Raw genomic sequence first — 25,893 nt, 5'->3', positions numbered from 1 at the left:
GGCCGTCCGAATACGGCCGCACCACCGGCGCGTCCGAAACTCGCCGAAGTAGTTCGACGCGCATCCACCGCATTCCTGAAATGCCCGAATTTTCCCAACGCTGCACCGGCTGGGCTCGATCGTTGCAGCGCTGCCGGTTACCTTGTTGTACGAGCACCGAGCGTCACCGGCCCTTGCCGGGAGACGAATCGACGCTATCCGAACGGAGCTGGAGCCTGTGTACGTAGTAGTGATGGGGTGTGGCCGCGTCGGCGCATCGCTGGCCGGTGCACTTCACCGAATCGGCCATGAGGTGGCGATCATCGATCGAGACGAGACTGCATTCCTCCGTCTGGATCCAAGCTTCGACGGCCACCGCATCATCGGCATGGGATTCGACAGGGACGTCCTCGTCCGCTCCGGGATCGAGAAGGCCGAAGCATTCGCGGCCGTCTCCTCCGGTGACAACTCCAACATCATTGCCGCACGTGTCGCGCGCGAGACGTTCGGCGTCGACAAGGTCGTCGCCCGGATCTACGACGCGAAGCGCGCGGCGGTATACGAGCGGCTGGGGATACCCACGGTAGCAACGGTCCCCTGGGCTACCGATCGATTCCTTCATAATCTTCTGCGTGACGATCCGACCACCAAATGGCGTGACCCTTCGGGCAGCGTCGCGGTTGTTCTACTCGATATTCACGATGGGTGGATCGGCAAGAAGCTGGCACTGCTCGAAGAGTCGACCAGTTCACGCGCGGCATTCCTCATCAGATTCGGCACCGGACTACTGCCGGACAGGCGCACGATCATCCAAGCGGACGACGAGATCTATATCGCGGCGGTGTCCGGGACGGTTGCCGAGGCAATCGCGCTGGCAGCCAATCCCCCGCCCTCCGACGACTAGTCACATCCGCACCGAGACGAACGGGAACCCATGAGAGTCGCAATCGCCGGCGCCGGCGCTGTCGGCAGATCCATTGCCCGAGAACTGATTCGTAGCGAACACAAGGTCATGCTGCTCGAGCGTAAACTCGACCATGTCGAACCCGAAGCAATTCCGGAAGCCGAATGGGTTCTGGCCGACGCGTGCGAGCTCTCACTCCTCGAAGCGTCGAACCTCGAAACATACGACGTGGTGATCGCAGCAACGGGAGATGACAAGGCGAATTTGGTGCTGAGTCTGTTGGCCAAGACAGAATTCGGTGTCAACCGAGTCGTTGCGCGTGTCAACGATCCTCGAAACGAGTGGCTCTTCGACGGATCGTGGGGTGTCGATGTCGCGGTGTCCACCCCGCGCATGCTTGCCTCGCTGGTAGAGGAGGCCGTCTCGGTCGGCGATCTAGTTCACCTCATGACCTTCCGCAAAGGACAGGCCAACCTGGTGGAGATCACGCTTCCGGAGAACACTCCGCTGGCCGGCAAGCCTGTTCGGAAACTTCGACTCCCGCGTGACGCCGCACTGGTAACCATTCTTCGTGGCGGCCGTGTCATCGTCCCGCAGCAGGACGATCCCCTGGAAGGTGGAGACGAACTGCTGTTCGTGGCGTCCGTCGAAGTCGAGGACGATCTACGCGCTGCAGTCGGGCTGAACGTCGCGTCGGGCTGATTGTCCATTCAGACGTGCCAGCATTTCGCGGCGTTCATCACCCACTGGGAAACGTCAGGACTTTCTCGCTTGATCGGCGGTTGATTCGCTCTCTTCGTCGAGCGCTCGATCGGCCCGCCGAACAGCCCAGACCGTGACCAGAAGTGCGATGCCGGTAAGTGGCCAACCCATGCCGATACGTGCGACGGCCAGCCAACCTGTCTGATCGGCGTCGTACAACTCGGACTGCACGAGATAACGGGCGCCGAAGACAAGGGCCCACGCGAACGTGGCGATGTCGTAGGAGTGAACCGACCGACGGTGCCCACGCCATTGGGTCCCTTTGCCATTCAGATATCCCCAGGCAACCCCGACCAGAGGCCACCGAGCGACTATGGACACCAGAAATACTGCTCCATACAGCAGGCTGGTGTAGATACCGAAAAGGAAATAGCCTTTGGCGTCGCCTGTTCGGTACGCGATGAACGCACATATTCCGACACCGAAGAATCCCGAAATTGCCGGCTGAATCGGGTTGTGCCGCCACAATCTCCACACCAACACACCCAGTGCAATTGCGAGGGCCGACCAAATCCCGACCGCAAGCCCGAACCTACTGTTGACAGGTACGAACACCACTACGGGAAGGGTCGAGGACACCAAACCGGTCAAACCGCCGAGTTGCTCGAGGACAGTTTGCTTGCTCTCTTCGTCCAGACTCGCCGCAGCATCGACGACGTCGGAGTCCGTGTGCTCGATCGGCTGGGCTGGGTGATCCGCCGGTGAGCCCTGCCGACCCAGCGAACTGTTCTTCGGCTCGGTTCCGTCGGCGGGAACGTCGAGCTCGGGGCGTATGTCATGGCCGCCCATCGGGCGACTGTCTCTCTCGGTCACATCATCGAGCGTGCCACATGAACGATGTCAGGAATCGTCGCGGAGTTCGTAGTACGGGTTGTAGACGATTTTTCGACCGTTTCGCTCCCCCACCCGGCCACGGATGAGGACGGTCTTGCCTGGTTCGATTCCCGCGATCTTTCGTCGGCCGATCCAGACCAACGTCACCGGATCGGTGCCGTCGAAGAACTCGGCTTCGATGTTTGCATTTGCCGCCTTGGAACACGCCTCGACGCTGCGCAGCCGCCCCAGCATCGTAACCTCTTCGCCCCTGGAGCAGTCACAGGCACGGCGGGCGCCCGAGGCTTCCGCAGTTTCCGCCATCTCTTCGGCATCGAGCTGATGGATGTCCTCCGTCAACTTACGCGTGAGCCTGCGAAAATATCCTGCGGCAACGGGTGCCATGGTGCGCTCCTGGAAGCATCTGCGACGAGTTACATCGCTGTGAAGACCGGTACCAACGCCACTGTAGCCCCGCGTGAGTCCGACGGCCAACCGCCAGTTCAACTGCGTCCGCGGGGCCGAATCGTCCGGTCGACGGTCCGCGTGAGGCACCGGGCACAATCACCGGAATGAACGTGACGAGACCAGCAACTCACGTGGTGGTCCTACCGGGCACCGGATCGGATGCAGAGTTCGCATTCGACGCATTTGCGGCGGCGGTAGCGGCAGCGGGAGCCACGATCGAAGCAGTGAGCCCCAACCCCAACGGCATCGTCGCCTCTTACGAGGAGGCGATGTCTGCAGCGGCACACCGACATGAACGAATCATCGTCGGCGGCATCTCCATCGGCGCTGCGGTGGCGCTCTCCTGGGCCCGCCGTCACCCACGGTCGGTGGTCGGAGTTCTGGCAGCTCTGCCGCCCTGGATCGACGATCCGGCCGACGCACCGGCGGCACTCAGCGCGAGGTACACCAAGGCACAACTCGACGCTTCCGGTCTCGATGCGGTGACTGCAGCGATGGAAGCGACGTCGCCGCATTGGCTGGCGTCGACTCTCCGGCGTTCATGGGCGTCGCAATGGCCCGATCTTCCTCGCGCTCTCGCGGAGGCCGCCGCGTACGTGGCGCCGAATCTCGACGAACTACGCAGCACCCTCGTGCCCACCGCCGTGATAGGCGCCGTCGACGATCCGGTTCACCCGATCGACGTTGCGCGGACGTGGCACGAAGAAATTCCGAACTCGTGCCTGTCCACTGTCACCCTTGCCGACATCGGTTCCGATCCAGGGGTGTTAGGTCGCCGCTCGATGCAGGATCTGATGGGCCTCGTCGACTGATACGTATGGCGTCGTTATGACTCCGGCCTCTCTCCCGCGCGGTCAGCGCGAACGAGATGTCAACCGCCCAGCTGTTGCATTGCAGACCCCGAGGAGCCTCGACGCGGCCCTCCGGTAGGTGTTGTCTGGTTAGCAGGCGCGGCGGAGGTCTGTGGCTGAGGCTGCGCATCCTGTGGTTCTGGTCGCGCCTGCTCTGCCTGCTCTGTCTGCTCCGCCTGTTGCTGCTGTGCCGCGGCGAGCTGTGCGGTCAGGGCGGCCGGAAGGACCACCGGGAGCGGGGTGCGCACGGGATGAGGCTCGGTACCGCGATCGACCACCGTCTGTGCAAGGACGTCGCGCGCGATCTGCACGAGAGGAGAGTCGTTGGCGACCGCGCCCGACGGGCCGGCCAGTACACAACGAACCATCCACCGATAGCCGTCGACTCCGATGAAGCGCAGATCCGCGTTCGATGTCACTCCGTGCAGCTCTCGCCCCCAAGGACCGGTCTCCATACTGACTGCGGACTGATCCGAGCGAAGCGAGGTAGCCAAATCGGCTGCAACCTCGCGCCATTGGCCGGGCGACTTCGGTGCGGCGTAGGCCGCAATGGTGATTCGGCCGTGTGCAGTGACGACGTGTACTGCCTGCGGTGCGCCGGCCTGATTCATCTCTACCTGCAACTGGCCTCCAGCCGGCAAGGGCACCAGTACCGATCCCAAGTCGAGTCGCGTCTGGGCAAGGGTGTCGCGATCTTCGTCCAATTCGGTGAGGTCGAACGGACCGAGATCGGGGTCCGCGTGCTCACCGACAGTTCCGCCGCGCTCGGCGGTCGCGGTGCCGAGCGCGTCGCCGCCGCCTGCCGAACTCGAGTTATCGAAGGTGTCTTCGTCCCCGAAGAACCCACCGGTCGACACTTCATCCTGTGCTGCGGTCTTCTTCCGCCGTCCGAACATGATCAGTTCTCTTTCTCTGCGAAATCAGTGCGTTCTCTGCGAGTCAGGGTTTCAAGACTGCCGATTGGGGGCGTCGCGGAGGCCCGCGTGTCCACCACTCGACCCGTAACCGCCAGTGCCTCGTACCGTGTCGTCCAGAATCTCGACCTCGACGAAGGACACCAATTCGACCTTCTGCACGAGGAGCTGAGCTATTCGGTCCCCACGGACCAGTTCGATGCTCTCGCTGGGGTCGAGGTTGATCAGACATACTTTGATCTCGCCTCGGTATCCGGCGTCGATAGTTCCCGGTGCATTCACGATCGAGAGTCCGGATTTCGCCGCCAAACCCGAGCGCGGATGAACCAAGCCCACCATTCCGAATGGAAGAGCAACGGCAATTCCGGTTCCTACTACCAGGCGTTGACCGGGCGCGAGGGACACATCGGCCGTGATGTACAGATCTACCCCAGCGTCACCGTCGTGGGCTCGCTTCGGGACCGGGAGGTCCGGGTCGAGTCGTTTCAACGCGACAGTCGATGGATCGACTTCGCCGATGTCGGCTGAGGCACTGTTGGGATCGTCGCTCACGTGCACCGAGACTACGCTGCCACGACGCTCGGTCCTTTTCTTCCCTCGACGTGCGGCTATCCGTGTTCGACAGGGATACACGTATCCTGGACGAGTGCCACAGGAACAACATCACGATCTCGAACCCGCAGCCGTCCCGGAATCCGCGAAGGGCACCGTCGTCTATACCGAAAAGCTGTGGGTTCCACTGTGGTGGTGGCCGGCAGCGTTGGCTGTCGGTGCATTGCTCGCAGCCGAGGTACACATGGGCGCGCCTGGAGTACGGGCGTGGCTTCCCTATGTGATTCTGCTTCCGTTCCCCATCTGGGCTTTGTACTGGTCGAGCAGAATGACCGTCGAGGTAGTTCGTGACAACGACGGAGCTGGAGAGCTCCGTGTCGGGCGCGCACACTTACCCCTTGATGTGATCGACAAGTGCGCTGCGATACCGGCGACAGCAAAAAGTGCGGCGCTGGGAAGGCAGCTGGATCCCCTTGCCTTCGTTCAGCACCGCACCTGGGTCAAACAAATGGTGTTGATTGTTCTCGACGATCCCGATGACCCCACCCCCTACTGGCTGGTCAGCACTCGGCGTCCGGACGACCTGTTGGCCGCCTTGGCTCAGCCCACCCCCGAAGACCACTCGTAACGGTCTTGGCTGAGCCACTCGATCGTGCGCGCGCGAGGCCAGTTGGCTCGGCGAGCTACATCGACCCGAGCTGCCGGTGCGTCAGTTGTTCTGCGCGTCGATCGCGTTCTCGTCCTCGGTTACGCAGCGCAGTCTCTACACATCAGAACGCCACCCGCGTCACTAGCCAATCGGCTCCGGTGATGGACGAGGAAGCAGCTCGAACAAGTGAACTCGTCGGCCTGCTTCGGCACCACGCGAACCGATAGTTCTTCCCCGGACAAGTCTGCGCCCGGAAGTTCGAAAGACTCTGCTGTGTCTGATTCGTCCACATCGACCACAGCGGACTGCGCCTCGTTGCGGCGTGCCTTCAGCTCCTCGAGCGAATCCTCGGAAACATCGTCGGATTCTGTTCTTCTCGGTGCGTCGTAGTCGGTTGCCATTGTTCCTCTAACCCCTCGTTCTCTTGCATGTTTCCGGTGGTTGCTGCGGGCGACGTCCTAGCGTGATCGCCAGCTGTGATGAGGGCGCTTACGTTGCTCCCACCGTCCTGTTTCTTTTCGGTCCGCACTACTGAGCCGTGCTGCCGTTCGAGCTTTCTTCCTGCAACTTCACTTGTCACTGAGCGACTGCCCGCGAAGCATCTGCTTCGCGAGAGTAACTACTCCGCGAGGTGCCCGAGTCGAGGCGTCCGAAACTACATCGGTTGATGCCCGAATAGCTGTAATCGAAACCTGATCGATACCTCACCAATCGCTCTTGTGGTCCACCGAATCGGCTTCGTTCTGAAACCACCGGGGCCGCCAGACAATAGCCGAGCGGCGAGAGAATAGCTAGGCCGAATCGCCGTCCTACCCATTTTCACGTGTCCAATCCGCAAGAACAACCTCGGGAGCCAGTACATTCCGAGAGGAGTACGAACCACTACCGACGGCTACCAGAACAGCTCGAACACAGCGGCAGTGTGCACCTTCGGACCGTGGCAGTGCCCTTCGTCTTTCCCGCCAACTACAGTGAGCGTGCGCCGACACTCGCTCGACTCGGCGCAGCTTCGATTCTGCCGACGGAAAGGCTTTCCACACCGTGGTTTCTCTGATCACCGAGGGCCGACCGGCCGACGACCAAGGCCGTCCGTTTCGACGTCGGCGAGCGTTTCCCATTCTGATCGTGCTGCTCGTGCTGGCGCTCCTCGGTGTCGTCACCTGGATTCGAGTGTTCACGGCAGGCGAGGCTGCAACGACGACCGTCGCATGCAATGCACCCTCGACAGCACCTGCGAGCGATGGCACCGTGCCCGCACCGCTCGGCGAACGCGTCGACCCGTCGACCCTGTTGGAGGTGGAACCGGCGCCGGTCGCGAACACGAAGGTTCGGGTGTTCAACGCGAACGGAGAACGCGGACAGGCAGCGACGGTAGCCGCCGAGCTCAGCGACTACGGATTTGCGAGCGCACCGGACGTCCAGGTCGGTAACGATCCCGTCTACTTGGATCAGAACATGCAGTGCCAAGGTCAGATTCGGTTCGGCGCGGCCGGGACGGCCGCTGCGAGCACCATGTGGCTGGCGGCCCCTTGCGCCGAACTGATCCAGGACGGACGCCCCGATGACACCGTCGACTTGGCCCTGGGAACCTATTTCAAGGATTTACAGCCGAACCCGGACGCAGAGTCGGTCTTGCAGTCGCTGGCAGGAGTGACGCCCGGCGCCGCGCCTGCCCCACTCGACATCGACCTGCTCTCGGCCGCGCGGAAAGCTCCCTGCTGACCGAGCACCGGCCGTAAAACTCGTTCAATCGGTCGGAATCGGATCCAGCGCACCCAGTTTCCGCAAGGTTTCGGTGAACTCAGCTGCGATACCGGGTGCGACCGCGACGGTGACCGCCCCACCCGAGCTCGTGGAGTTGGGATGGGGCACGAGCACCGTCGCACCTGCCTCCTCGGCGATGAGCGAACCCGCTGCCCAATCCCACGGGCTCAGCCCGTGTTCGAAATGGGCATCCACCGAGCCGGACGCCACCATGCACAAGTCCAACGCTGCAGATCCGATCCGCCTGATATCGCGAACCAGCGGAAGCAATTCGCCGATGATGCGGCCTTGGACGGTTCGTCGAGCCGATCCATATCCGAAGCCGGTGGCTACAAGGGCAAGAGACACCTCGACAACCGGATTGCACACCAGTTCTGTTGTGGATCCGTCTGATTCGGTCACCGTCGCGCCATGCCCGCGCACCGCGGCATACACCTGTTCCCGTGCAACATCGACCACGACTCCGACAAGACTGACACCGTCGACCTGCGCAGCTACCGAAATCGCATAGGCGGGTATGCCATACAGAAAGTTCACTGTTCCGTCGATCGGGTCGAATACCCAACGGACTCCATCCACCGAATCGGTGGCTCCCCCGCCCTCTTCGCCCAGGATCGGGTCACCGGGTCGACTCTCTGCCAGCAATACCCGAAGCAATTCCTCGGTTTCGGTGTCTACGACTGTGACCGGATCCGTAGGAGTGCTCTTGGTCTGCACCGATTCGTCGCCCGCCCCCACGGCCACCGCCGGAGCACCGGGACCGAACACTTCGGGCCTCCTCGTACGCACATGGACAGCTGCAGCAACGGCAATCTCGCGGGCAACCTCCATCAACTCCTTTGTGAGAGTTGAGCCCGGCTTCGATGACGACAAGTCCTGCGATACACGTGGGTTCGACACCCGACCATCGCATCACACCGCACAGGGCAACACCACTCTCGATGAGATTCGCGATTGCGGTCCAATTGTCGAGTCATCGACACATCGCCCACCGGATTGGACATCGAGGATCTATTCTCGGTAGTACATCAGTCTTCGAGTACGCAGATTCCAGTGCACGAATTTCATTGCACGATCCTCGACAACAGGAGTACGCGGCACATGACACAGGCAGGTTCGGTATCGATCACAACCGACAGTGCACATCGGCACGGATTCGGTGTCGACGTCGGTGGCAGTGGAATCAAGGGTGGGATCGTGGACCTGGTCACCGGAGAGTTGGTCGGTGACCGGTACAAGATCGAGACTCCACAACCCGCCACCCCGGATGCCGTTGCGGGCGTCGTAGCGCAGATCGTGCAGCACTTCGGTTGGACCGGGTCGATCGGCGTGACTCTCCCCGCCGTCGTCACCGGTGGGGTTGCGCGCTCGGCAGCAAATATCGACAAGTCATGGATCGACACCGATGCAAGGGCCCTGTTCGCCAAGGCGATCGGCAACGACAACATCACGGTCCTCAACGATGCCGACGCTGCAGGTGTTGCGGAAGACCGCTTCGGTGGAGGCAAGGACAAGACCGGTGTCGTCGTACTCCTCACCTTTGGCACCGGAATCGGATCCGCTGTCCTCCACAACGGTGTATTGCTTCCCAATACCGAGTTCGGACATCTGGAGGTCGACGGCAAGGAAGCGGAGCATCGTGCAGCCTCGTCGGTCAAGGAGTCCAAGGATTTGTCCTACAAGTCATGGGCCAAGGAAGTATCGAAGGTCCTCGAGACGTTCGAAGCACTGCTATGGCCCGATCTTTTCATTGCCGGCGGGGGAATAAGTCGCAAGAGCGAGAAGTGGATTCCGCACCTGACCAACAGAACACCCGTGGTGGCAGCCACTTTGTTGAACACCGCAGGCATCGTCGGTGCCGCTCTAGCAGCCGACACAGCGCCCGATACAGCCATCGACCGGTAACAAAGTTCCTGGGGGTCGTTACAATGGGGGAAGCCGGTCTGCACGCCGGCACATTCGACAAGACCTCTCCGCCGGAAACCACTCTGGCGTGACGCCGCACGACACCGTCACGAAAGGGCGTACGTGGCAGCCACCGATATTCGTCAGACCGTAGATTCAGCATCGGAGTCTGCGTCCACTGCACCTGCTGCGGAAGCACCGACCGGCACGACCCTGGAGGTCGGGGCTGCACCAGCGGCAAAGGTCGCGTCAGCACCGGCCAAGAAAGCCGCCGCCAAAAAAGCTCCCGCCAAACGCGCAGCAGCCAAGAAAGCTCCTGCGAAGAAAGCACCTGCGAAGAAGTCCGCCGAAGACGCGACCTCCGACGCTGATGCCCCCGGCATCGATGAGATCGACATTTCCGAGGGAGACATTGCCGCGGCAGCCAACGACGTCGTCGAGGTTGTTGCCGTGGGCGCAGACACCGAAGAAGAGTCGACTACAGAGCCCACTGCAGAGGACAAAGCGTCCGGAGACTTCGTCTGGGACGAAGAGGAGTCGGAGGCGCTTCGTCAAGCCCGTAAGGATGCCGAGCTCACCGCTTCGGCCGACTCGGTGCGCGCGTACCTGAAGCAGATCGGCAAAGTTGCACTTCTCAACGCCGAAGAAGAGGTCGAGCTCGCGAAGCGAATCGAAGCAGGCCTTTTCGCGACCGAAAAGATGCGCGAGTTCGCCGAAAAAGGCGAGAAGCTCCCCGTGGCCGCACGACGCGACTACACCTGGATCTGCCGCGACGGTAACCGCGCAAAGAATCATCTTCTCGAGGCCAACCTTCGACTTGTCGTATCACTGGCCAAGCGATACACCGGCCGCGGGATGGCCTTCCTGGACCTGATCCAGGAAGGAAACCTGGGCCTGATTCGTGCCGTCGAGAAGTTCGACTACACCAAGGGGTACAAGTTCTCCACGTACGCCACGTGGTGGATCCGTCAGGCCATCACCAGGGCCATGGCCGATCAGGCACGTACGATCCGCATCCCGGTACACATGGTCGAGGTCATCAACAAGCTCGGCCGTATCCAGCGCGAGCTGCTTCAGGACTTGGGCCGTGAGCCCACCCCCGAAGAGCTCGCCAAGGAAATGGACATCACGCCTGAAAAGGTCCTCGAGATCCAGCAGTACGCTCGTGAGCCGATTTCGCTCGACCAGACGATCGGCGACGAGGGCGACAGCCAGCTCGGCGATTTCATCGAAGACTCCGAGGCTGTCGTGGCGGTGGACGCCGTGTCGTTCACGCTGCTTCAGGACCAACTCCAGTCGGTACTCGAGACGCTGTCCGAACGAGAAGCAGGTGTCGTTCGTCTCCGCTTCGGTCTGACCGACGGACAGCCTCGCACGCTGGACGAGATCGGTCAGGTCTACGGCGTGACCCGTGAGCGTATTCGACAGATCGAGTCGAAGACGATGTCCAAGCTTCGGCACCCATCCCGTTCGCAGGTACTTCGGGACTACCTGGACTGACATTTCTTCCGTCAGCGCAGAAAGCCGTCGTCCACACAGTGGGCGGCGGCTTTCGCGCATCTGTCGGCGAACTGTCGGGCGGCATCGGTTCGGTAAGCAATAGCCAGTTCGGCCGGCACTATCGGTTCGACAAGCACAAGAAGAGGACGATCACAGCTTCGGAGGCCCGAATTTCCCATCCTCGTTCGGGTCATAGTCGATGACGCCGGTGATCGCGGACGTGGGAAGTGGCCCGTAGAGATGCGGAAAGTGAATCGCTTCCGGATCTCCCGGCACACCGGGCTCCCAGCGCACTGGTGATCCGAGACGGTCAGGGTCCACGAGAAGCAGGACCATATCGGTTCGTCCCGCGAACAGTCTGTTGGCAGGTAGATGGACGTGATCCGCTGTGGACAGGTGCACGAACCCGATATCGTCGAAACCGGGCGGCCGGACTTCGCTCGAAGCGCGCACGGACAGCCATTCTTCGATACTGCACATGTGAAGCAGAACGGGCGAGGTGTCGGTCACGTCGTAATCGTACGAGACAGGTACGACGAATCGACTCGTGGACAATCCGTCCACATCGCTCGTCCCCGATGTCGCGCGCGAAACGCCGATCGTCGACCAAAAGGAATCAGCTGTAAGCGAACGCAATTTTAGGCAAAGCCCAACTGCCAGGGACTTTCCGCTCGATTTCTGTTAGTGACAACACAAAGAAACACCTACGGGAACAACGCGTGACTGCCAAACGTCTGAGAGAGTGTACGGACCGCGCCATACCGACGCGGCGGACCGGCCCCAGGCGATCGCTTGATACCGAAAGCCAGTACGGAGGAGTCATGCCCGGAACATTGACCAGCCCACAATTGACAGCGACCGACCGGTGCGACCGGTGCGGCGCTGGGGCTCGTGCACGTGTTGTGCTCTCGACCGGTGGAGAACTCCTGTTCTGTGGCCATCATGCCAAGGAGCACGAGGACCGTCTACGTGAAGTGAACGCAACAGTGATGACCGAATCGGACTCTGCAGTGTAACCGGCTCGCTCGTATCGGAAGGCGCAAGCGCCGACGAGACGAATCGACAGTCATTCGACACCAGAACGGGTGGCCACGAGAAATCGTGGCCACCCGTTCTGCATTGCGTATGGGATCCAACGTCTCCGCGTTACATCTTCCGCAGTTGAACGATCCGCTCGCTCAGCTGATCCGCGGTGGCCATAGCAGTCGGTGGCCCGCCACAGATGCGCCGTAAGTCCCCGTGAATGATCCCGTGAGGCTTCCCGGTGCGATGGTGGTACACCGCAACCAGACTGTTGAGTTCACGACGAAGCCCGGCCAGCTGGCCGGCCGAAGACGCGCGTTCCGACACAGCTACCGGAGCTGGCACGGACAGTCCGGGTGCTGTCGGCTTGTCGATCTGTTCCTGCTGGCGTTGCCGAAGCAGATCGCGCATCTGCTTGGCGTCCAACAACCCAGGGAGGCCGAGGTAGTCGGCTTCCTCGTCGCTTCCCGAGAACGTCGCAGTCCCGAAAGATGATCCGTCGTAGATCACCTGATCGAGCTCCGCGTCTGCACCGAGCGAGGTGTACGCCTTCTCCTCCTCGCCTAGCTCGTCTTTCTGCTTGTTGGCATCGGCGAGCAACTCGTCGTCGAACCCGTCCTTTTCGCGGTGAGGCTTGCCCAAGACGTGGTCGCGCTGCGCCTCGAGCTGACTTGCCAGATCCAACAGGACCGGCACCGACGGCAGAAAAACGCTCGCGGTCTCCCCCTTGCGGCGTGATCGAACGAAGCGCCCGATGGCCTGAGCGAAATAGAGCGGCGTCGACGCGCTCGTCGCATACACGCCCACTGCCAATCGCGGAACGTCGACGCCCTCCGACACCATTCGGACCGCAACCATCCACTGTTGGGTGCTTTTCCCGAACTCGGCGATCCGCGCCGACGACGTCGGGTCGTCGGACAGAACGACCGACGGCGCTTCCCCGGTGATCACTTCGAGCAGCTTGGCATAGGCACGCGCAACGGTTTGGTCGGTCGCGATCACGAGTCCACCTGCGTCCGGCATGCCTCCAGCCCTCAGTTGCCCGAGTCTGGTGTGTGCGGCCAACAGCACAGCTGGCATCCAGTCGCCCTGCGGATCGAGCGCTGTCCGCCACGCCCGTGCGGTCTGCTCAGCACTCAGTGGCTCACCCAGACGTGCGGTGAACTCTTCCCCGGCGTTATCTCGCCACCGCGCCTCACCCGAATACGCGAGGAACACAACCGGCCGTACGACACCGTCGGCCAAAGCCTCCGAATAGCCGTACGAGTGGTCGGCGCGTGAACGCATCAACCCCTCGTCGTCCGGTTCGTAATTGATGAACGGAATCGGGCTGTCGTCGCTGCGGAAAGGTGTACCGGTCAACGCCAGTCTGCGCGTTGCGTCACCGAAGGCCTCGCGGATGCCCTCGCCCCAACTCTTGGCGTCGCCACCGTGATGGATCTCGTCGAGGATGACGAGCGTGCGTCGAGCCTCGGTGCGCACCCGATGGCGGAACGGGTGTGAAGCGATCTGGGCATACGTGACGACCACGCCGTGGTAGTCGCTCGAGGTCTGACCGGTCGAGTTGGAGAAGCGAGAGTCGAGCGCAATTCCCACGCGAGCAGCGGATTCCGCCCACTGGTGTTTCAAGTGTTCGGTAGGGGCGACGACGGTGATCTGATCGACGGTTCGGTGCGCCAACAACTCCGATGCGACGCGCAAGGCAAAGGTGGTCTTACCTGCTCCCGGCGTCGCGACTGCGAGAAAGTCCTTGGGTGAGGCCACCAGATATCGGGTCAGGGCGCGCCTCTGCCATGCGCGCAGCGGCGCGCCACCTGCCGAACTTTCGGTGGGTGCTCTTTGGTCTGTTGATTCGGCTTCGGTCATGTCAGCGCTCACTGGCCCGCCGGTTCCTGGCATTCGATCGAATTCCTCGCGCTCTCGGTTGCCCTGCAGTTCCCGCCGTGGAGCCTATCGCTCCATACCGACCGATCTCGCATCGGAAGGAGGACCCGAGGGGACTCGATCGTTCGACTCCTCCAGCGACACGACGGGTGCAGACGGGCACTCCGAGCCTCGTTCAGGAATGCTGGAGGAATCATGAGTGATTCTGCAGGCGAAACACCACCGAGCGGGCAGTTGTCCAGGAGACGGCCGCTTCGATCCATCTGGGTTGTGACGCTACGCACACTGTCCAAGTCCTGGGACGACTCGATCTTCAGCAAAGCTGCGACTGCGGCGTTCTGGCAGACGCTCTCACTCCCGCCGTTGTTGCTCGGAGTACTCGGCAGCCTCGGGTTCGTCGCCGGCTGGTTCGGACCTGACACCATCGACATCGTCGAGTCGAAGATCATCACCTTCAGCCGCACGGTGTTCAGCGACAGCGTCGTCGACGGCATCATCACTCCGACGGTGCAGGACATCCTCCAGCAAGGACGCGGCGAGGTCGTGTCCGCCGGTTTCGTCCTGTCTCTATGGGCGGGATCATCCGCGATCTCCACCTTCGTCGATTCGATAGTCGAAGCGCACGGGCAGCAGGATGCACGTCACCCGATTTGGCAACGAGTGTTCGCCCTGCTGCTCTACGTAGCGTTTCTGGTCGCAGCGGTATTCGTGTTGCCGCTGGTTGCGCTTGGCCCTACGTACGTGAAGCAGATCCTCCCGGGTCCATGGTTCGAAATCGGTAGTGAGCTGGTCGATTTCTTCTACTATCCCGCGGTCGGACTGCTTCTCATCGCCGGATTGACCACGCTCTACAAGGTGGCGCTGCACACCTCGCTACCGTGGCATCGGCTCCTGGGGGGAGCTTTGCTGGCGGGTGTGTTCTTCATGATCGCCAGCGCGGTGCTTCGCCGCTATCTGACCTGGATCACCGGAACCGGTTACACCTACGGTGCGCTCGCAACTCCCATCGCGTTTCTGTTGTTCACTTTCTTCCTGGGGTTCGCGGTCGTTCTCGGCGCAGAGTTCAACGCGACCATCCAGGAGTTCTTCCCCGCGAGGGCAACCAGGATCGATCAGATGAAGGGATGGCTCGCCGCGCAGGCAGATTCCGAGGAGTCGGGGCCGGTGACAGCGGTTGCATGGAGGTTGGCCACCGGGCCCATCCGCGTCGGACAGGACAGGGGCAGATCGAACAGGCCCAAGGAGATATCGGGGAGTTCAACCGTCCCCGATACCTCGGCGGAACCCGAAGGCCCACCTCAGCCGAGCCCTACTCCGAAGGTCCCGCCCTCCGGAGATCACCGACCGGATCCGGACCGCGGTCAGTCGCCCTTCTTCAATCCCTCGTAGACCTTCTTGCAGTCGGGACACACTGGCGAGCCGGGCTTCGCTGATTTGGTCACCGGAAAAACTTCACCGCACAGCGCGACTACGTGTGTTCCCATCACTGCGCTTTCGGTGATCTTGTTCTTCTTCACGTAATGAAAGAACTTCGGTCGGTCGTCTTCCGTGGTTTCGTCCGGCGCGATCTCGGGGCGGTCTTTCGTCTGAGTGCTCATGTCTCGATTATTCCGCATCCGTCGTTGTGAGACGAACGACGCCGACAAGTGCATTCCGGGTGAGGTAGTGCCACAGTGGAGGGATGACGAGAACCCAGGGGTTTTCCGGCTCGGCCGAAAGTGGATCGGCCCGTAACCCCACATTGATCACCGAGGCGCAGCAGTCGGTCGAAGATCAGCACAAAGCTCGCGTGCGGAAATACATGTTCATCATGTCTTTCCGTATCCCCGCGCTGGTTCTCGCCGCCGTGTCGTACAGCATGTGGGCCAATCCTTGGATAGCGATGGCGATCGTCGGGGTCTCCATCCCGCTCCCCTGGGTTGCGGTACTCATCGCCAACGACCGCCCGCCGCGCACCAAGAACGAAGTGAGCCGTTACGACGGCCGACACGTCGAGTCGACACAGATCGAGGCACGCGCTCATCGCGTCATCGACGCAAGCGAAGACTGACGGGCCCGCCGGGTGGACACCTGGGTGCGCGCTGCCTGAAAGACTGTGTCGGTGACTGCGACGCTGCTTTCTGCATGCCCATCTCTCCGACAAGCTTTCGAAACGAGTTGCTACGACGCCGACAGTCTTCTGGAAGCACTCGGCGATGACGCCCACGCCGCCCTGATGCGTAGCGAACCTGTTCCAGTGCGGCGAGAAAGCAAAGATCTTGGGCGCTTGGGTGTTCTGATTCGTCTGTTCCTGCTCGTCGACGACATCGAAGAGTTCGAGGCTTCCGAAGCCCTGTCGCCGCTCTCGATCGACGACGCTGTCGCAGCTGGCATCGTCGAGCGGGTCGAACCTGATCATGTGCGTGCATTGCTCGACATTCGACCACTCGACGCCGGATACGGCACCCGCTGGATCTTGTCCGATCTCGATGGCAGCATGCGTCCGCTACCGACCGCCACCGATCACGTACTGGGTGTCGGTCAGGCATCACTCTCGCTACTTCGTGGAACTCCTACCACCCAGGTCGGAGATGTCCTCGACGTCGGTACCGGGTGTGGGGTGCAGGCGATCCACGCGGCCCAGTACGCCGACGCCGTAACCGGGACCGACATCAGTGAGCGCGCGATGCTTCTGGCCGAGGCAACGTGTGCTCTCAACGGCATGAACATCGAGCTGTTACGCGGATCCTGGTTCGAGCCCGTCGCGGGAAGGACCTTCGATCGGATCGTTGCCAACCCGCCGTTCGTCGTCGGACGCGGAACGATCGAACACAGCTACCGCGATTCGGGGATCGATCTCGACGGCGCGAGCAGACTGATGATCGAACAGGCTCCGAGCTACTTGAAGCCCGGTGGCACAGCAGTCATTCTGGCGTCCTGGATCCACGTCAGCGGTGAGGATTGGCGCGCGCGTGTTGCATCCTGGATTCCCGATCACGGCGTGGATGCGTGGATAGTGCAGCGCGACGTTGCCGACCCGGCTCTGTACGTAGGTACGTGGTTGCGAGACGGAGGGGTAGATCAACGGGATGCTGCTGGAGGGGTCCTCGCAGAGTCCTGGCTGGCGCATTTCGCCGAAGCCGAGGTCGAAGGTATCGGGTTCGGATTCGTCTACCTGCGTAAGACCGACCTGCCGAGCGATGTTCTGGCCGAGGACCTTCACCATGCATTCGAAGACCCGCTCGGCAACGAATCGATCGCCTATTTCGACAGGGTCGCCTGGCTTCGTGAAAACGATCCCGCTGACTCCGTGTTCGTGCTCGATCCCGCGACCGCCCTCGAACGTGTCTATCTGCCGGGCGAAGACGGGTGGGCCGGGGAGGTCGTCCGTGTCTACCGAGGAAACGGCCCGAACTGGCAGCACGAGATCGACGAGTTGGGCGCACACTTGCTCGCAGGAATGCGACCGAACGGTATGGCGCTACGCGAACTGGTCGCACTGTTGGCATCGGCGAACGATCTCGACGAGACCGATCTGTTGGACGGTGCCGTGGAGCTGATCACCGGTCTGTTCCGTCATGGACTCCTCGCGCCGGAGGGAGTAAAGGAGTGAGTTCCCGGCCTGAACCTTCTCAGCAACTTCTCAGGACGGGCACGGGATAGACGCTGGTCAAGCGGGTATCTGCGGGTGGAGCGTGGGAACTTTTCGGGGACACCCGGACGTTGATCCCTATGAGACACCACCGATCAGGAGGCAAGTCATGACCAGCCCCAGCACTACGACCCGCCCACGTCCGACCGACGCCGATCTCGACGCCCAGAGCCCGGCTGCGGATCTCGTTCGCGTCTATCTCAACGGCATAGGTCGCACCGCGCTGTTGACGGCGGAAGAGGAAGTGGATCTCGCCAAGCGCATCGAAGCTGGCTTGTATGCGAAGAATGTGCTGGAGAACACCAAGCGCTTGACGGCGGTCAAAAAGCGCAAGCTGGCGATCATCGTTCGTGACGGTAGTGCCGCTCGCAGCCATCTACTCGAGGCGAACCTACGTCTCGTGGTGTCCCTTGCGAAGCGATACACCGGACGTGGCATGCCCCTGCTCGATCTGATTCAAGAGGGGAATCTCGGTCTGATCAGGGCTATGGAGAAGTTCGACTACGCTAAGGGCTTCAAGTTCTCCACCTACGCAACCTGGTGGATCCGGCAGGCCATCACCCGAGGAATGGCAGATCAGAGCCGGACCATTCGGCTACCAGTGCATCTGGTCGAGCAGGTGAACAAGCTGGCCAGGATCAAGCGTGAACTTCATCAGCAACTCGGTCGCGAGGCCACCGACGACGAACTGTCCAGCGAATCGGGGATTCCCGCCGCAAAGATCGCCGATCTACTCGATCACAGTCGCGACCCGGTCAGCCTCGATATGCCGGTCGGAAGCGATGAGGAAGCCCCACTCGGTGACTTCATCGAGGACTCCGAAGCTACTTCCGCTGAGAACGCAGTTATCGCCGGACTTCTTCACAGCGACGTCCGCACAGTGCTCTCCACGCTGGACGAACGCGAGCAACAGGTCATTCGCCTGCGATACGGCTTGGATGACGGGCAGCCCCGCACGCTCGATCAGATCGGCAAATTGTTCGGTCTCTCACGCGAGCGCGTTCGTCAGATCGAGCGCGAGGTAATGGTCAAGCTTCGTCAGGGTGACCGAGCGGAGAAGCTGCGGTCCTACGCAAGCTGAAGACTGTCCGACCGCATTGAAAAGTGGCGCAGCGGTGTGGATTCCCGCGGCCACCCCTCAGATGGGGTGGCCGAGTCGACTTCCTTCCCCCCTCTGGGAATGTCGACTCGGCCCCCGCTTTCCACAGAAACAGTTGCCACTCGCGCCCGGGACGCTCAGCGCAAGCGTCGCGGGCCGAGGTCGTTCTTACTCGGCTCGGGTCCGAGACGGACGCGTGCATCGGTGATCTGAGCGCCGTGCGCCGACGCCAGAACCGGTTCGCATGCCAGCTCTCTGATCTCGGGGATATCGTCGGCCATGGCCGACACTCGTTGAACAAGGTCCACGAGCGCGCTCTTGTCGACCGGGACTGCATTTCGGTACCCGGACAGCAATGGAGCAGCCTTCGGTGCGTCGATCAGTTGCACCGCTTCGTCCTCCGTCAACGGCAGCACTCGATACGCCCTGTCTCCCAAAAGATCCGATATCACTCCAGCCAGTCCGAACGAGATCAGGGAACCGAACGAGGGATCGTCCTGAACCCGGACCACGCACCCGATACCTTTTGCTGCCATCTTCTGGACGTGGAGCAGAGGCTCGCCAGAATCGGCCGCGAGCGCGCGATAGGCAAGACGTGTGGCCTCGGGGCCGGTGAGATCCAGCCGCACCCCACCGAGGTCCGGTCGGTGTCTCCACTGCGCTCCTGTCGCTTTGACCGCGACGGGGTAGCCCAATTCCTCACCGGCAGTAACAGCTTCGTCCTCATCTATCACCGAACGAAACTCGGTTATCTCTATCCCGTAGCACCCGAGAAGCTCGGCGGTCTCGAAATCCGAAAGCCATCGAGTGTGTTCCTGAGCCGACCAGTCACGAACCAAGGACTGTGCACGTTCGGAATCGATACCGCTGGGCCGCAGGGGTGTCGACACAGGCCTGCTCCGCCAGGCCGCGTAACGCCAGGCCTTCGCAAGTGCCGTCACCGCACGCTCCGGGCTCGAATACGAAGGCACCGATCCGCGGACCGGCTGTCCGAATTCCCCGCGCACGGCCAATACGTCCGGTATTCCCTCTGTCGCGAGGAACGTCGTCAGGACGGGTTTGTCGGCCCCCAGAACTGCATCACCGAGAGCTTTGGCGAACGGCTCGACCGTGACCGCCACCGGTGGTACGAAGACGACGATGACCGAATCGACGTCACCGGCGGCGAGGGCGCCCGCCACCGCGGCCGCGAATTCTTCCGGACCTGCCTGTGGTCCTACGTCGATCGGCACGCCCGCGTGCAATCCATCGGCGCGCGCAGCGTCCACAGCAAGAACTCCGAGGGCCGTCGAGTTGCCGACGACTGCGACGCGTGGCCCGGACGGCAATGGTTGGTAGCCGAACAGAATTGCACAATCGAACAACTGCGCAATGGTGTCGACTTGGATCACACCTGCCTGCTCGAACAACGCCTTGACGATGGAATCATCGATGGCAGGGCCCGTTGCCAATGCCGGCGGCACAGCACCGCGGCCACTCTTGACCGCGATGATGGGCTTGGTACGCGCTACGCGACGCGCAATCCGGGTGAATTTGCGTGGGTTACCGAAACTTTCGAGGTACAGCAGAACGACTTCCGTTTCGGGGTCCGAATCCCAGTACTGCAGAAGATCGTTACCCGACACGTCCGCGCGGTTGCCCGCCGAGACGAATGTCGACAGACCCAGTCTGCGCTTTGCTGCCTGGTCGAGAATTGCGATGCCGAGGGCCCCGGATTGACAGAAGAAGCCGACGCGCCCAGGCATCGGAAGTCGCGGTGCGAGGGTTGCGTTGAGGGCGAAGGCCGGGTCGGTGTTGGCGACGCCCAGCGCATTGGGTCCGACGAGTCTCATACCGTGTGCCCGCGCCGCGTGAACCAACCGGCGCTCGTTCTCCTGACCCGCTTCACCGGTCTCACCGAACCCACCTGACACGACGACGAGGGCTTTGACACCTTTGTCGAGACAATCGTCGAGGACGTCGTCGATGGCATCGGCGGGAACGGCTGCGATGGCCAGATCCACTGAATCCGGAATGTCGTGCACCGATGGGTAAGCTCGAACGCCACGCACGGACTTGTGATCGGCATTGACCGGGTACACCGGTCCGGTGAAGCCGCCGGCAAGGAGGTTGGCCAACACCGCGTTTCCTACCTTGGAACTGTCGGTCGAGGCGCCGATCACTGCCACGGAGGTCGGGCTCAACACGTTTCGGACACTGCGCGCCTCGGCAGCTCGCTCGCGTGAATTGCGCACCGACAGCAGAGCCTCGCTCGGGTCGATGGCGAATTCGAGACGCAGCACGCCCCCTTCGTAGCTTCGGCTGACCTGATACCCGGCTTCGCGGAAGACACTGACCATGTTTCGGTTCTCGGCGAGCACTTCGGCGACGAACATCCGGACACCGTTCTCCGCCGCAGCTCCGGCGAGGTGTTCGAGCAGGATAGGCCCGAGCCCGCGGCCTTGATGCGAGTCGGCGACGACGAATGCGACCTCCGCAGAGTTGCCATCCCCCTCCGGCAGACGTTCGTAGCGGCCGACCGCGATGATGTCGTCGCCGAGTATTGCCACGAACGCGACCCTGGAGTGATGGTCGACAGTGGTGAAGTTGAGGACGTCACGCTGTGGCATGGTCGGGTACGGGCCGAAATACCGCAGATATCGAGTGCGCTCGGACAGCCCGCTGTGGAACTCGATCAGCGCCTTCCCGTCGGACGGTACGATTGGGCGCAGATGCACCACTCCCCCGTCCGAGGCGAGTACGTCGACGACCCAGTGCTTCGGAAATGAAGTTTCCGACCGCATACGGTCCTGCTCTTTCGCCGTGTCGGCGTCTTGGGTGTTCGGCTCAGTCACGAGGATCCTCCGGGTCGAGTCCGAGAAGCGGGAAGCTCGCTCTGCGAGTGGCGATGATCGCCGAATCTACCCTTTCGAGTGCACGATCGGCCGCTTCGATCGATCCCTGGACAGCACCTCCTGGGCCGTCCCACGCGGGATAGTCCACGTCGCCGCCGTCACCCATCGTCTGTGGCAGGTCGACGCTTGGCGCCAGGTGCCGAACCCGATCGCGCCACAGGTCGGGCAGAGGCATCGCAGGGTCTATCGGGCGACCGAGGGCCGCGGCGATCAGATGGGTCCACGCTCTGGGGACCACGCGAACCAGTCCGTAACCACCTCCGCCGACTGCCAGCCACCGCCCCTCTGAATGTTCGTCCGCGAGGTCACGCATCGCGAGAAATGCGGCGTTCTGGCCGTCGACAGTGAGGGCGAGGTCCGCGAGCGGATCCTCTCGGTGACTGTCGACTCCACATTGGCTCACGATGATCTGAGGGCGGAATGCCGAGATGGCCCCGGGCACGATTGCATGGAAGGCGCGTAACCATAGTCGATCTCCGGTGCCAGGCAGTAGCGGAACGTTGATTGCCGTGCCTTCCGCAGCACCGGAACCGACTTCGCTGGACCACCCGGTGTTGGGCCACAACGTTGCCGGATGTTGGTGCAAAGACACCGTCAGCACCCTCGGATCGTCGATGAAGGCATGCTGCACCCCGTCACCGTGGTGAGCATCGACATCGATGTACGCAATTCGATCGAACCCATTGTCCAGCAACCATGAAATAGCGATTGCGGCGTCGTTGTAGACGCAGAAACCAGATGCCCAGTCCGCCATGGCGTGGTGCATTCCACCGCCGATGCTGACAGCTCGTCGAGCCCGTCCGGACGCAATCTCCCGGGCTGCTGCCAGAGAACCGCCGGTCAGCATTGCGCTGGCTTCGTGCATGCGTTGGAAGATCGGATTGTCGTCCCCACCGAGCCCGTGTTCCGGTTCCTCCGAATCGCCGACCGTCGTGAGTTTCTCCGCAGCGGCAAGCTTCTCGGGGGCCCGCTTGACCGCTTCGATGTAGGCCGGAGTGTGAATCCTCAAAAGCTCCGAATCCGGCGCAGCGATCGGCTCCACGAGTTCGATGCCGTCGAGCACACCGATCTGCCGCGCCAGCGACATCGTCAGATCCAGTCGAGTCGGGTTCATGGGGTGGTCATCGCTCCACCGATACGAGAGGTACTCCGCGCTCCACACGACGATGTCTTCGGCGACTGCCGAATCCTGGAACGGTGATCGAGCCACCTGGTCTGCCATGACGGACACGCTACGTGCCGCAACGGCACTCTGCGAGCAATGGCACTGCGCGAGCAACGCAGAACGTTGCCTCCGTTACGTCTCGGTACGGTCCGGCTCGCCAGCGGGACGGCCTGGAACACCTATACGCGCCGATCAACGGTAGAATCAGCCAGGACGAAGGGGTTGAGTGTGAAGGATCTGGTCGACACCACGGAGATGTACCTCCGCACGATTTACGATTTGGAGGAAGAGGGTGTGGTGCCTTTGCGGGCACGTATCGCCGAACGCCTCGAACAGAGTGGTCCTACCGTCAGTCAGACTGTGGCCAGGATGGAACGTGACGGGCTGCTTTCCGTTGCGGGCGACCGCCATTTGGAGCTGACCGAGAAGGGACGCGGACTCGCCGTGGCGGTGATGCGCAAGCATCGACTCGCTGAGCGACTCCTGGTCGACATCATCGGTCTTCGCTGGGAAGACGTCCACGCCGAGGCATGCCGGTGGGAGCACGTGATGAGCGAAGAGGTGGAACGTCGCCTCGTCGCTGTACTGAACAATCCGACGACCTCGCCCTACGGCAACCCGATTCCAGGTTTGGATGAGCTGGGTTTCGGCCAGCCAGCGGCGGTCCACGAAGATTTGATTCGCCTGACGGACGTTTCCCACGGCCACCCGACGGCGGTGGTCGTGCGTCGACTCGCAGAGCACGTCCAATCCGATCCAGAGGTCATCGCACAGTTACGTGATGCGGGTGTCGTCCCGGACGCCCGGGTTACAGTCGAAGCCAAGCCCGGCACGGTCACCATTACCGTTCCAGGTCATGAGGGAATAGATATTTCGGAAGAGATGGCTCACGCCGTTCAGGTGAAATTGGTCTAGTTCATCGCGTCGAGGCGCGGAGGCCGGCATTCATCGAGCGGCCTCCGGCCCTACGAGGAGATGAAGTAGTGAGACTTTTGGTTACCGGCGGTGCCGGCTACGTAGGCAGTGTCTGCGCGGCGGTACTTGTCGATCGAGGACATGACGTCGTCGTCGTCGACAATTTGTCCACCGGAAACAGCGAGGCCGTCCCGACGAACGCGACGTTCGTCGAAGCCGACATCAAGGATGTCGCGGCCTCGCTGTTGTCCGAAACGAAATTCGATGGAGTATTGCATTTCGCTGCCCAGTCGCTTGTCGGTGAATCAGTTGTCGCGCCGGCAACGTACTGGTCCGGCAACGTCGTGACCACTCTCGCGTTGCTCGATGCGATTCGCGAGTCGAACACCCCTCGACTGGTGTTCTCTTCGACTGCTGCCACGTACGGTGAGCCACAGAAGACACCGATCACCGAGGATGCACCGACAGCGCCGACCAATCCTTACGGTGCAACCAAATTGGCGATCGATCACGCGATCACATCGTATTCAGCAGCATATGGATTGGCTGCCACCAGCCTGCGGTATTTCAACGTCGCTGGTGCGTACAAGGAGTTCGGCGAGAACCGGGTTGTCGAGACGCACCTGATTCCGCTCGTGCTGCAAACTGCTCTGGGCCAACGCGAGAAGATTTCGGTCTTCGGTTCCGACTATCCGACACCGGACGGAACTGCGGTACGCGACTACATTCATGTCGCGGATCTGGCCGAGGCTCATATCCTTGCGTTGGAGGCATCGACACCGAGCAGTCACAGGATTTACAACCTCGGCAGCGGGACCGGGTTCTCCGTCCGTGAGGTCATCGACGCGTGCACGCGGGTGACAGGCCTTCCCATCACCGTCGAGGATGCACCCCGTCGCGCAGGTGACCCTGCTGTCCTGATTGCTTCGAGCGATCGTGCCATCTCGGAGTTGGGGTGGACTCCACGTTTCACCGATCTCGACGTCATCGTCGCTGACGCATGGACGTTCCTGCAGAATCTAGGAGACCGATCCCACGCTGTACGAGTCACCGCGCGCTCGTAGGTGGCGACAAACGGACACCACACAGTTCGGCGACTGCGTAGCCACTGAGCGCGACTTCTCTGATCATCTCCGGACGGGCGCCGGCGTTCAAAGCGGAGTCGAGGAGGCGTGCGAGTGAATAGTCGGGGTCGGCGGCCAACGCTAGTTCGATCGCAACCCCTGCCATTACTCCGTCACCGCGTGCGTACGCGCTGAACCCGAGCAACGTTGCGGGGCACGCCCGCTCGGGTGCCGGCAAGGTACGCGACAGATGCGACCACAGTTGCTCGGCAGTGGCAGCACACTCGTGAAGGGCCAGCGCGAGCATGCTGTCGCGAACCATCAAGCGCGTCAAGGCAACCCCGAGCTCGGCGATCTGCACCGCCGAAAGTTCGAGCGATCTCGGCTGGTCGAGTGGCGATTGTGCCCACCGACCGATCTCTTGGAGGATCCGTTCGATGGTGGTTCGCTCCGAGGGCGTGGCCGCATCTCGTGCCGCGCCTATGCACGCGCGCACCTGCCTGCTCACTTCGGTGTCCAAGGGCTGCAACAGATCTGCGAGCGCTTCTCTGGACTCCAGCATTGCCCTCCCCCCGAGCACGTACGCGAGCGTCACGGCCGAAGACCGCGGATCCGATACGGTCCCCCTCTCTCGCGGCTCGGTCAGAGAGATCCATGCACATCCACGCGCGATGTTCTCGGTCAGGAACGTATCGAGCAAGCGGGTACCCCGCGCCTGGAGCCGGTCCTCGAGCCGACTCCCCAGAGCCTGGTAACGAGTATCACCGCCGAGGGCCTCCACAGAGGTCTTCGTTCTGTCATCGACGATGACAGCGATGGCCGTGCGAACCTCATCCCGTTTGCAGACGGCCGCGAAGCGGTCGATCACATCGGCCATCTCCGTGTTTACCGAGCGCAGTGTCGCGGCTGGGTCCGGGAAGCTCAGATCGTGACGCATCATTGTGCCGATAGTGAGGGTTTCGCCGATCCGGCCGTCCAGGCAGATGAGCAGGAGAGATCGCGAAGGGGCGAAGCCGAGCATTGCCGGGATGGCAGCGATCAGGTCACCGGTAGCCGACACCGTGGCCAGCATCGGTGGAGTGGGTCGATTGTCAGGGAACGTCGTCATGGCGAGAACGATGACGTGTCGACATTCGACTACGGATCGGCTGACCTGG

The 25,893-nt window shown here is 62.0% G+C and carries 25 protein-coding genes and 1 pseudogene; 14 read left to right on the top strand and 12 right to left on the bottom strand.

The window, feature by feature from the left end:
* Window positions 1-217 precede the first annotated feature (217 nt).
* Window positions 218-883, top strand: a complete 666-nt coding sequence (locus O1W68_RS16855) for a potassium channel family protein (protein ID WP_269305479.1) — start codon at window positions 218-220, stop codon at window positions 881-883.
* A gap of 30 nt (window positions 884-913) precedes the next feature.
* The gene (locus tag O1W68_RS16850; RefSeq protein ID WP_269305477.1) at window positions 914-1,585 is read left to right on the top strand and encodes a potassium channel family protein; all 672 of its coding nucleotides are present in this window, start codon (window positions 914-916) and stop codon (window positions 1,583-1,585) included.
* Between the two features lie 54 nt (window positions 1,586-1,639).
* Here O1W68_RS16850 and O1W68_RS16845 read toward each other — a convergent pair whose 3' ends face one another.
* Window positions 1,640-2,281 (bottom strand): DUF3159 domain-containing protein, encoded by a 642-nt coding sequence (locus tag O1W68_RS16845; protein WP_269306058.1) that lies wholly within the window; start codon window positions 2,279-2,281, stop codon window positions 1,640-1,642.
* A gap of 204 nt (window positions 2,282-2,485) precedes the next feature.
* Window positions 2,486-2,863, bottom strand: coding sequence for an OB-fold nucleic acid binding domain-containing protein (locus tag O1W68_RS16840; protein ID WP_136169148.1), 378 nt, complete (start codon window positions 2,861-2,863; stop codon window positions 2,486-2,488).
* A gap of 167 nt (window positions 2,864-3,030) precedes the next feature.
* Here O1W68_RS16840 and O1W68_RS16835 point away from each other — a divergent pair, with 167 nt between their 5' ends.
* Entirely contained in the window at window positions 3,031-3,738 is a 708-nt protein-coding gene (locus O1W68_RS16835) for an alpha/beta fold hydrolase (RefSeq protein WP_269305475.1), read from the top strand.
* A 59-nt stretch (window positions 3,739-3,797) separates the two neighbouring features.
* Here O1W68_RS16835 and O1W68_RS16830 read toward each other — a convergent pair whose 3' ends face one another.
* Both O1W68_RS16830 and dut read right to left on the bottom strand, forming a co-directional pair.
* Window positions 3,798-4,673: a DUF3710 domain-containing protein gene (locus O1W68_RS16830; RefSeq protein ID WP_269305474.1), complete on the bottom strand. Its 876-nt coding sequence runs from the start codon at window positions 4,671-4,673 to the stop codon at window positions 3,798-3,800.
* Window positions 4,674-4,724: 51 nt separating this feature from the next.
* On the bottom strand, window positions 4,725-5,249 hold the full coding sequence (dut, locus tag O1W68_RS16825; RefSeq protein ID WP_442972391.1) for a dUTP diphosphatase: 525 nt from the start codon (window positions 5,247-5,249) through the stop codon (window positions 4,725-4,727).
* Between the two features lie 169 nt (window positions 5,250-5,418).
* On the opposite strand from dut, the gene O1W68_RS16820 reads away from it, so the two are divergent.
* Window positions 5,419-5,871 (top strand): DUF3093 domain-containing protein, encoded by a 453-nt coding sequence (locus O1W68_RS16820; protein ID WP_269306054.1) that lies wholly within the window; start codon window positions 5,419-5,421, stop codon window positions 5,869-5,871.
* A gap of 119 nt (window positions 5,872-5,990) precedes the next feature.
* On the opposite strand, the gene O1W68_RS16815 is transcribed toward O1W68_RS16820, so the two are convergent.
* Window positions 5,991-6,293 carry a DUF4193 domain-containing protein gene (locus O1W68_RS16815; protein WP_206488309.1) on the bottom strand — a complete coding sequence of 101 codons (303 nt, stop codon included), beginning with the start codon at window positions 6,291-6,293 and terminating at the stop codon, window positions 5,991-5,993.
* Between the two features lie 640 nt (window positions 6,294-6,933).
* Here O1W68_RS16815 and cei point away from each other — a divergent pair.
* Window positions 6,934-7,614: an envelope integrity protein Cei gene (gene cei / locus O1W68_RS16810; RefSeq protein WP_269305470.1), complete on the top strand. Its 681-nt coding sequence runs from the start codon at window positions 6,934-6,936 to the stop codon at window positions 7,612-7,614.
* Window positions 7,615-7,638: 24 nt separating this feature from the next.
* Here cei and O1W68_RS16805 read toward each other — a convergent pair whose 3' ends face one another.
* The gene (locus O1W68_RS16805; protein ID WP_269305468.1) at window positions 7,639-8,487 is read right to left on the bottom strand and encodes an inositol monophosphatase family protein; all 849 of its coding nucleotides are present in this window, start codon (window positions 8,485-8,487) and stop codon (window positions 7,639-7,641) included.
* A gap of 270 nt (window positions 8,488-8,757) precedes the next feature.
* On the opposite strand from O1W68_RS16805, the gene ppgK reads away from it, so the two are divergent.
* Window positions 8,758-9,561, top strand: coding sequence for a polyphosphate--glucose phosphotransferase (gene ppgK / locus O1W68_RS16800; RefSeq protein ID WP_269305466.1), 804 nt, complete (start codon window positions 8,758-8,760; stop codon window positions 9,559-9,561).
* Between the two features lie 60 nt (window positions 9,562-9,621).
* Window positions 9,622-11,061: pseudogene (locus O1W68_RS16795) on the top strand (RNA polymerase sigma factor); the annotation flags it as partial.
* 150 nt (window positions 11,062-11,211) lie between these two features.
* On the opposite strand, the gene O1W68_RS16790 reads toward O1W68_RS16795, so the two are convergent.
* Window positions 11,212-11,571, bottom strand: a complete 360-nt coding sequence (locus tag O1W68_RS16790) for a DUF952 domain-containing protein (protein ID WP_442972390.1) — start codon at window positions 11,569-11,571, stop codon at window positions 11,212-11,214.
* A gap of 311 nt (window positions 11,572-11,882) precedes the next feature.
* Between O1W68_RS16790 and O1W68_RS16785 the strand changes: the two genes are divergently transcribed.
* Window positions 11,883-12,077, top strand: a complete 195-nt coding sequence (locus tag O1W68_RS16785) for a DUF7455 domain-containing protein (protein ID WP_084348730.1) — start codon at window positions 11,883-11,885, stop codon at window positions 12,075-12,077.
* Between the two features lie 130 nt (window positions 12,078-12,207).
* Here the strand turns inward: O1W68_RS16785 and O1W68_RS16780 are convergent, their stop codons facing one another.
* The gene (locus tag O1W68_RS16780) at window positions 12,208-13,950 is read right to left on the bottom strand and encodes a DEAD/DEAH box helicase (RefSeq protein WP_269305463.1); all 1,743 of its coding nucleotides are present in this window, start codon (window positions 13,948-13,950) and stop codon (window positions 12,208-12,210) included.
* Window positions 13,951-14,163: 213 nt separating this feature from the next.
* Here O1W68_RS16780 and O1W68_RS16775 point away from each other — a divergent pair, with 213 nt between their 5' ends.
* Window positions 14,164-15,357, top strand: a complete 1,194-nt coding sequence (locus O1W68_RS16775; RefSeq protein ID WP_269305462.1) for a YihY/virulence factor BrkB family protein — start codon at window positions 14,164-14,166, stop codon at window positions 15,355-15,357.
* Here O1W68_RS16775 and O1W68_RS16770 read toward each other — a convergent pair.
* Entirely contained in the window at window positions 15,330-15,566 is a 237-nt protein-coding gene (locus O1W68_RS16770) for a DUF3039 domain-containing protein (RefSeq protein ID WP_084348727.1), read from the bottom strand. The genes O1W68_RS16775 and O1W68_RS16770 overlap by 28 nt on opposite strands.
* Window positions 15,567-15,649: 83 nt before the next feature.
* On the opposite strand from O1W68_RS16770, the gene O1W68_RS16765 reads away from it, so the two are divergent.
* The 3 genes from O1W68_RS16765 to O1W68_RS16755 all read left to right on the top strand — a co-directional run bounded on the left by O1W68_RS16765 (window position 15,650) and on the right by O1W68_RS16755 (window position 18,680).
* Complete coding sequence (locus O1W68_RS16765; RefSeq protein ID WP_269305458.1) at window positions 15,650-16,018, top strand: DUF3099 domain-containing protein; 369 nt, start codon at window positions 15,650-15,652, stop codon at window positions 16,016-16,018.
* A gap of 51 nt (window positions 16,019-16,069) precedes the next feature.
* Window positions 16,070-17,560 carry a class I SAM-dependent methyltransferase gene (locus O1W68_RS16760; protein WP_269305456.1) on the top strand — a complete coding sequence of 497 codons (1,491 nt, stop codon included), beginning with the start codon at window positions 16,070-16,072 and terminating at the stop codon, window positions 17,558-17,560.
* 148 nt (window positions 17,561-17,708) lie between these two features.
* Window positions 17,709-18,680 (top strand): sigma-70 family RNA polymerase sigma factor, encoded by a 972-nt coding sequence (locus tag O1W68_RS16755; protein WP_084348725.1) that lies wholly within the window; start codon window positions 17,709-17,711, stop codon window positions 18,678-18,680.
* 155 nt (window positions 18,681-18,835) lie between these two features.
* On the opposite strand, the gene O1W68_RS16750 is transcribed toward O1W68_RS16755, so the two are convergent.
* Both O1W68_RS16750 and O1W68_RS16745 read right to left on the bottom strand, forming a co-directional pair.
* Entirely contained in the window at window positions 18,836-21,481 is a 2,646-nt protein-coding gene (locus tag O1W68_RS16750) for a bifunctional acetate--CoA ligase family protein/GNAT family N-acetyltransferase (protein ID WP_269306051.1), read from the bottom strand.
* A 43-nt stretch (window positions 21,482-21,524) separates the two neighbouring features.
* Window positions 21,525-22,814 (bottom strand): acetoin utilization protein AcuC, encoded by a 1,290-nt coding sequence (locus O1W68_RS16745; RefSeq protein ID WP_269305453.1) that lies wholly within the window; start codon window positions 22,812-22,814, stop codon window positions 21,525-21,527.
* 171 nt (window positions 22,815-22,985) lie between these two features.
* Here O1W68_RS16745 and O1W68_RS16740 point away from each other — a divergent pair, with 171 nt between their 5' ends.
* Together O1W68_RS16740 and galE are read left to right on the top strand one after the other, a co-directional pair.
* Complete coding sequence (locus tag O1W68_RS16740) at window positions 22,986-23,672, top strand: metal-dependent transcriptional regulator (RefSeq protein WP_269305451.1); 687 nt, start codon at window positions 22,986-22,988, stop codon at window positions 23,670-23,672.
* Window positions 23,673-23,740: 68 nt separating this feature from the next.
* Entirely contained in the window at window positions 23,741-24,736 is a 996-nt protein-coding gene (gene galE / locus O1W68_RS16735; protein ID WP_269305449.1) for a UDP-glucose 4-epimerase GalE, read from the top strand.
* Here the strand turns inward: galE and O1W68_RS16730 are convergent.
* Window positions 24,720-25,844, bottom strand: coding sequence for a DUF4192 domain-containing protein (locus tag O1W68_RS16730; protein WP_269305447.1), 1,125 nt, complete (start codon window positions 25,842-25,844; stop codon window positions 24,720-24,722). The two genes, galE and O1W68_RS16730, sit on opposite strands and share 17 nt — an antisense overlap.
* Window positions 25,845-25,893: the final 49 nt, after the last annotated feature.

It is taken from the genome of Rhodococcus sp. H36-A4 (assembly GCF_027158005.1).
Classification (GTDB): Bacteria; Actinomycetota; Actinomycetes; order Mycobacteriales; family Mycobacteriaceae; genus Rhodococcoides.
The sequence above is the reverse complement of the archived record's forward strand: the minus strand, read 5'-3'. Positions and strand labels throughout refer to the sequence as shown.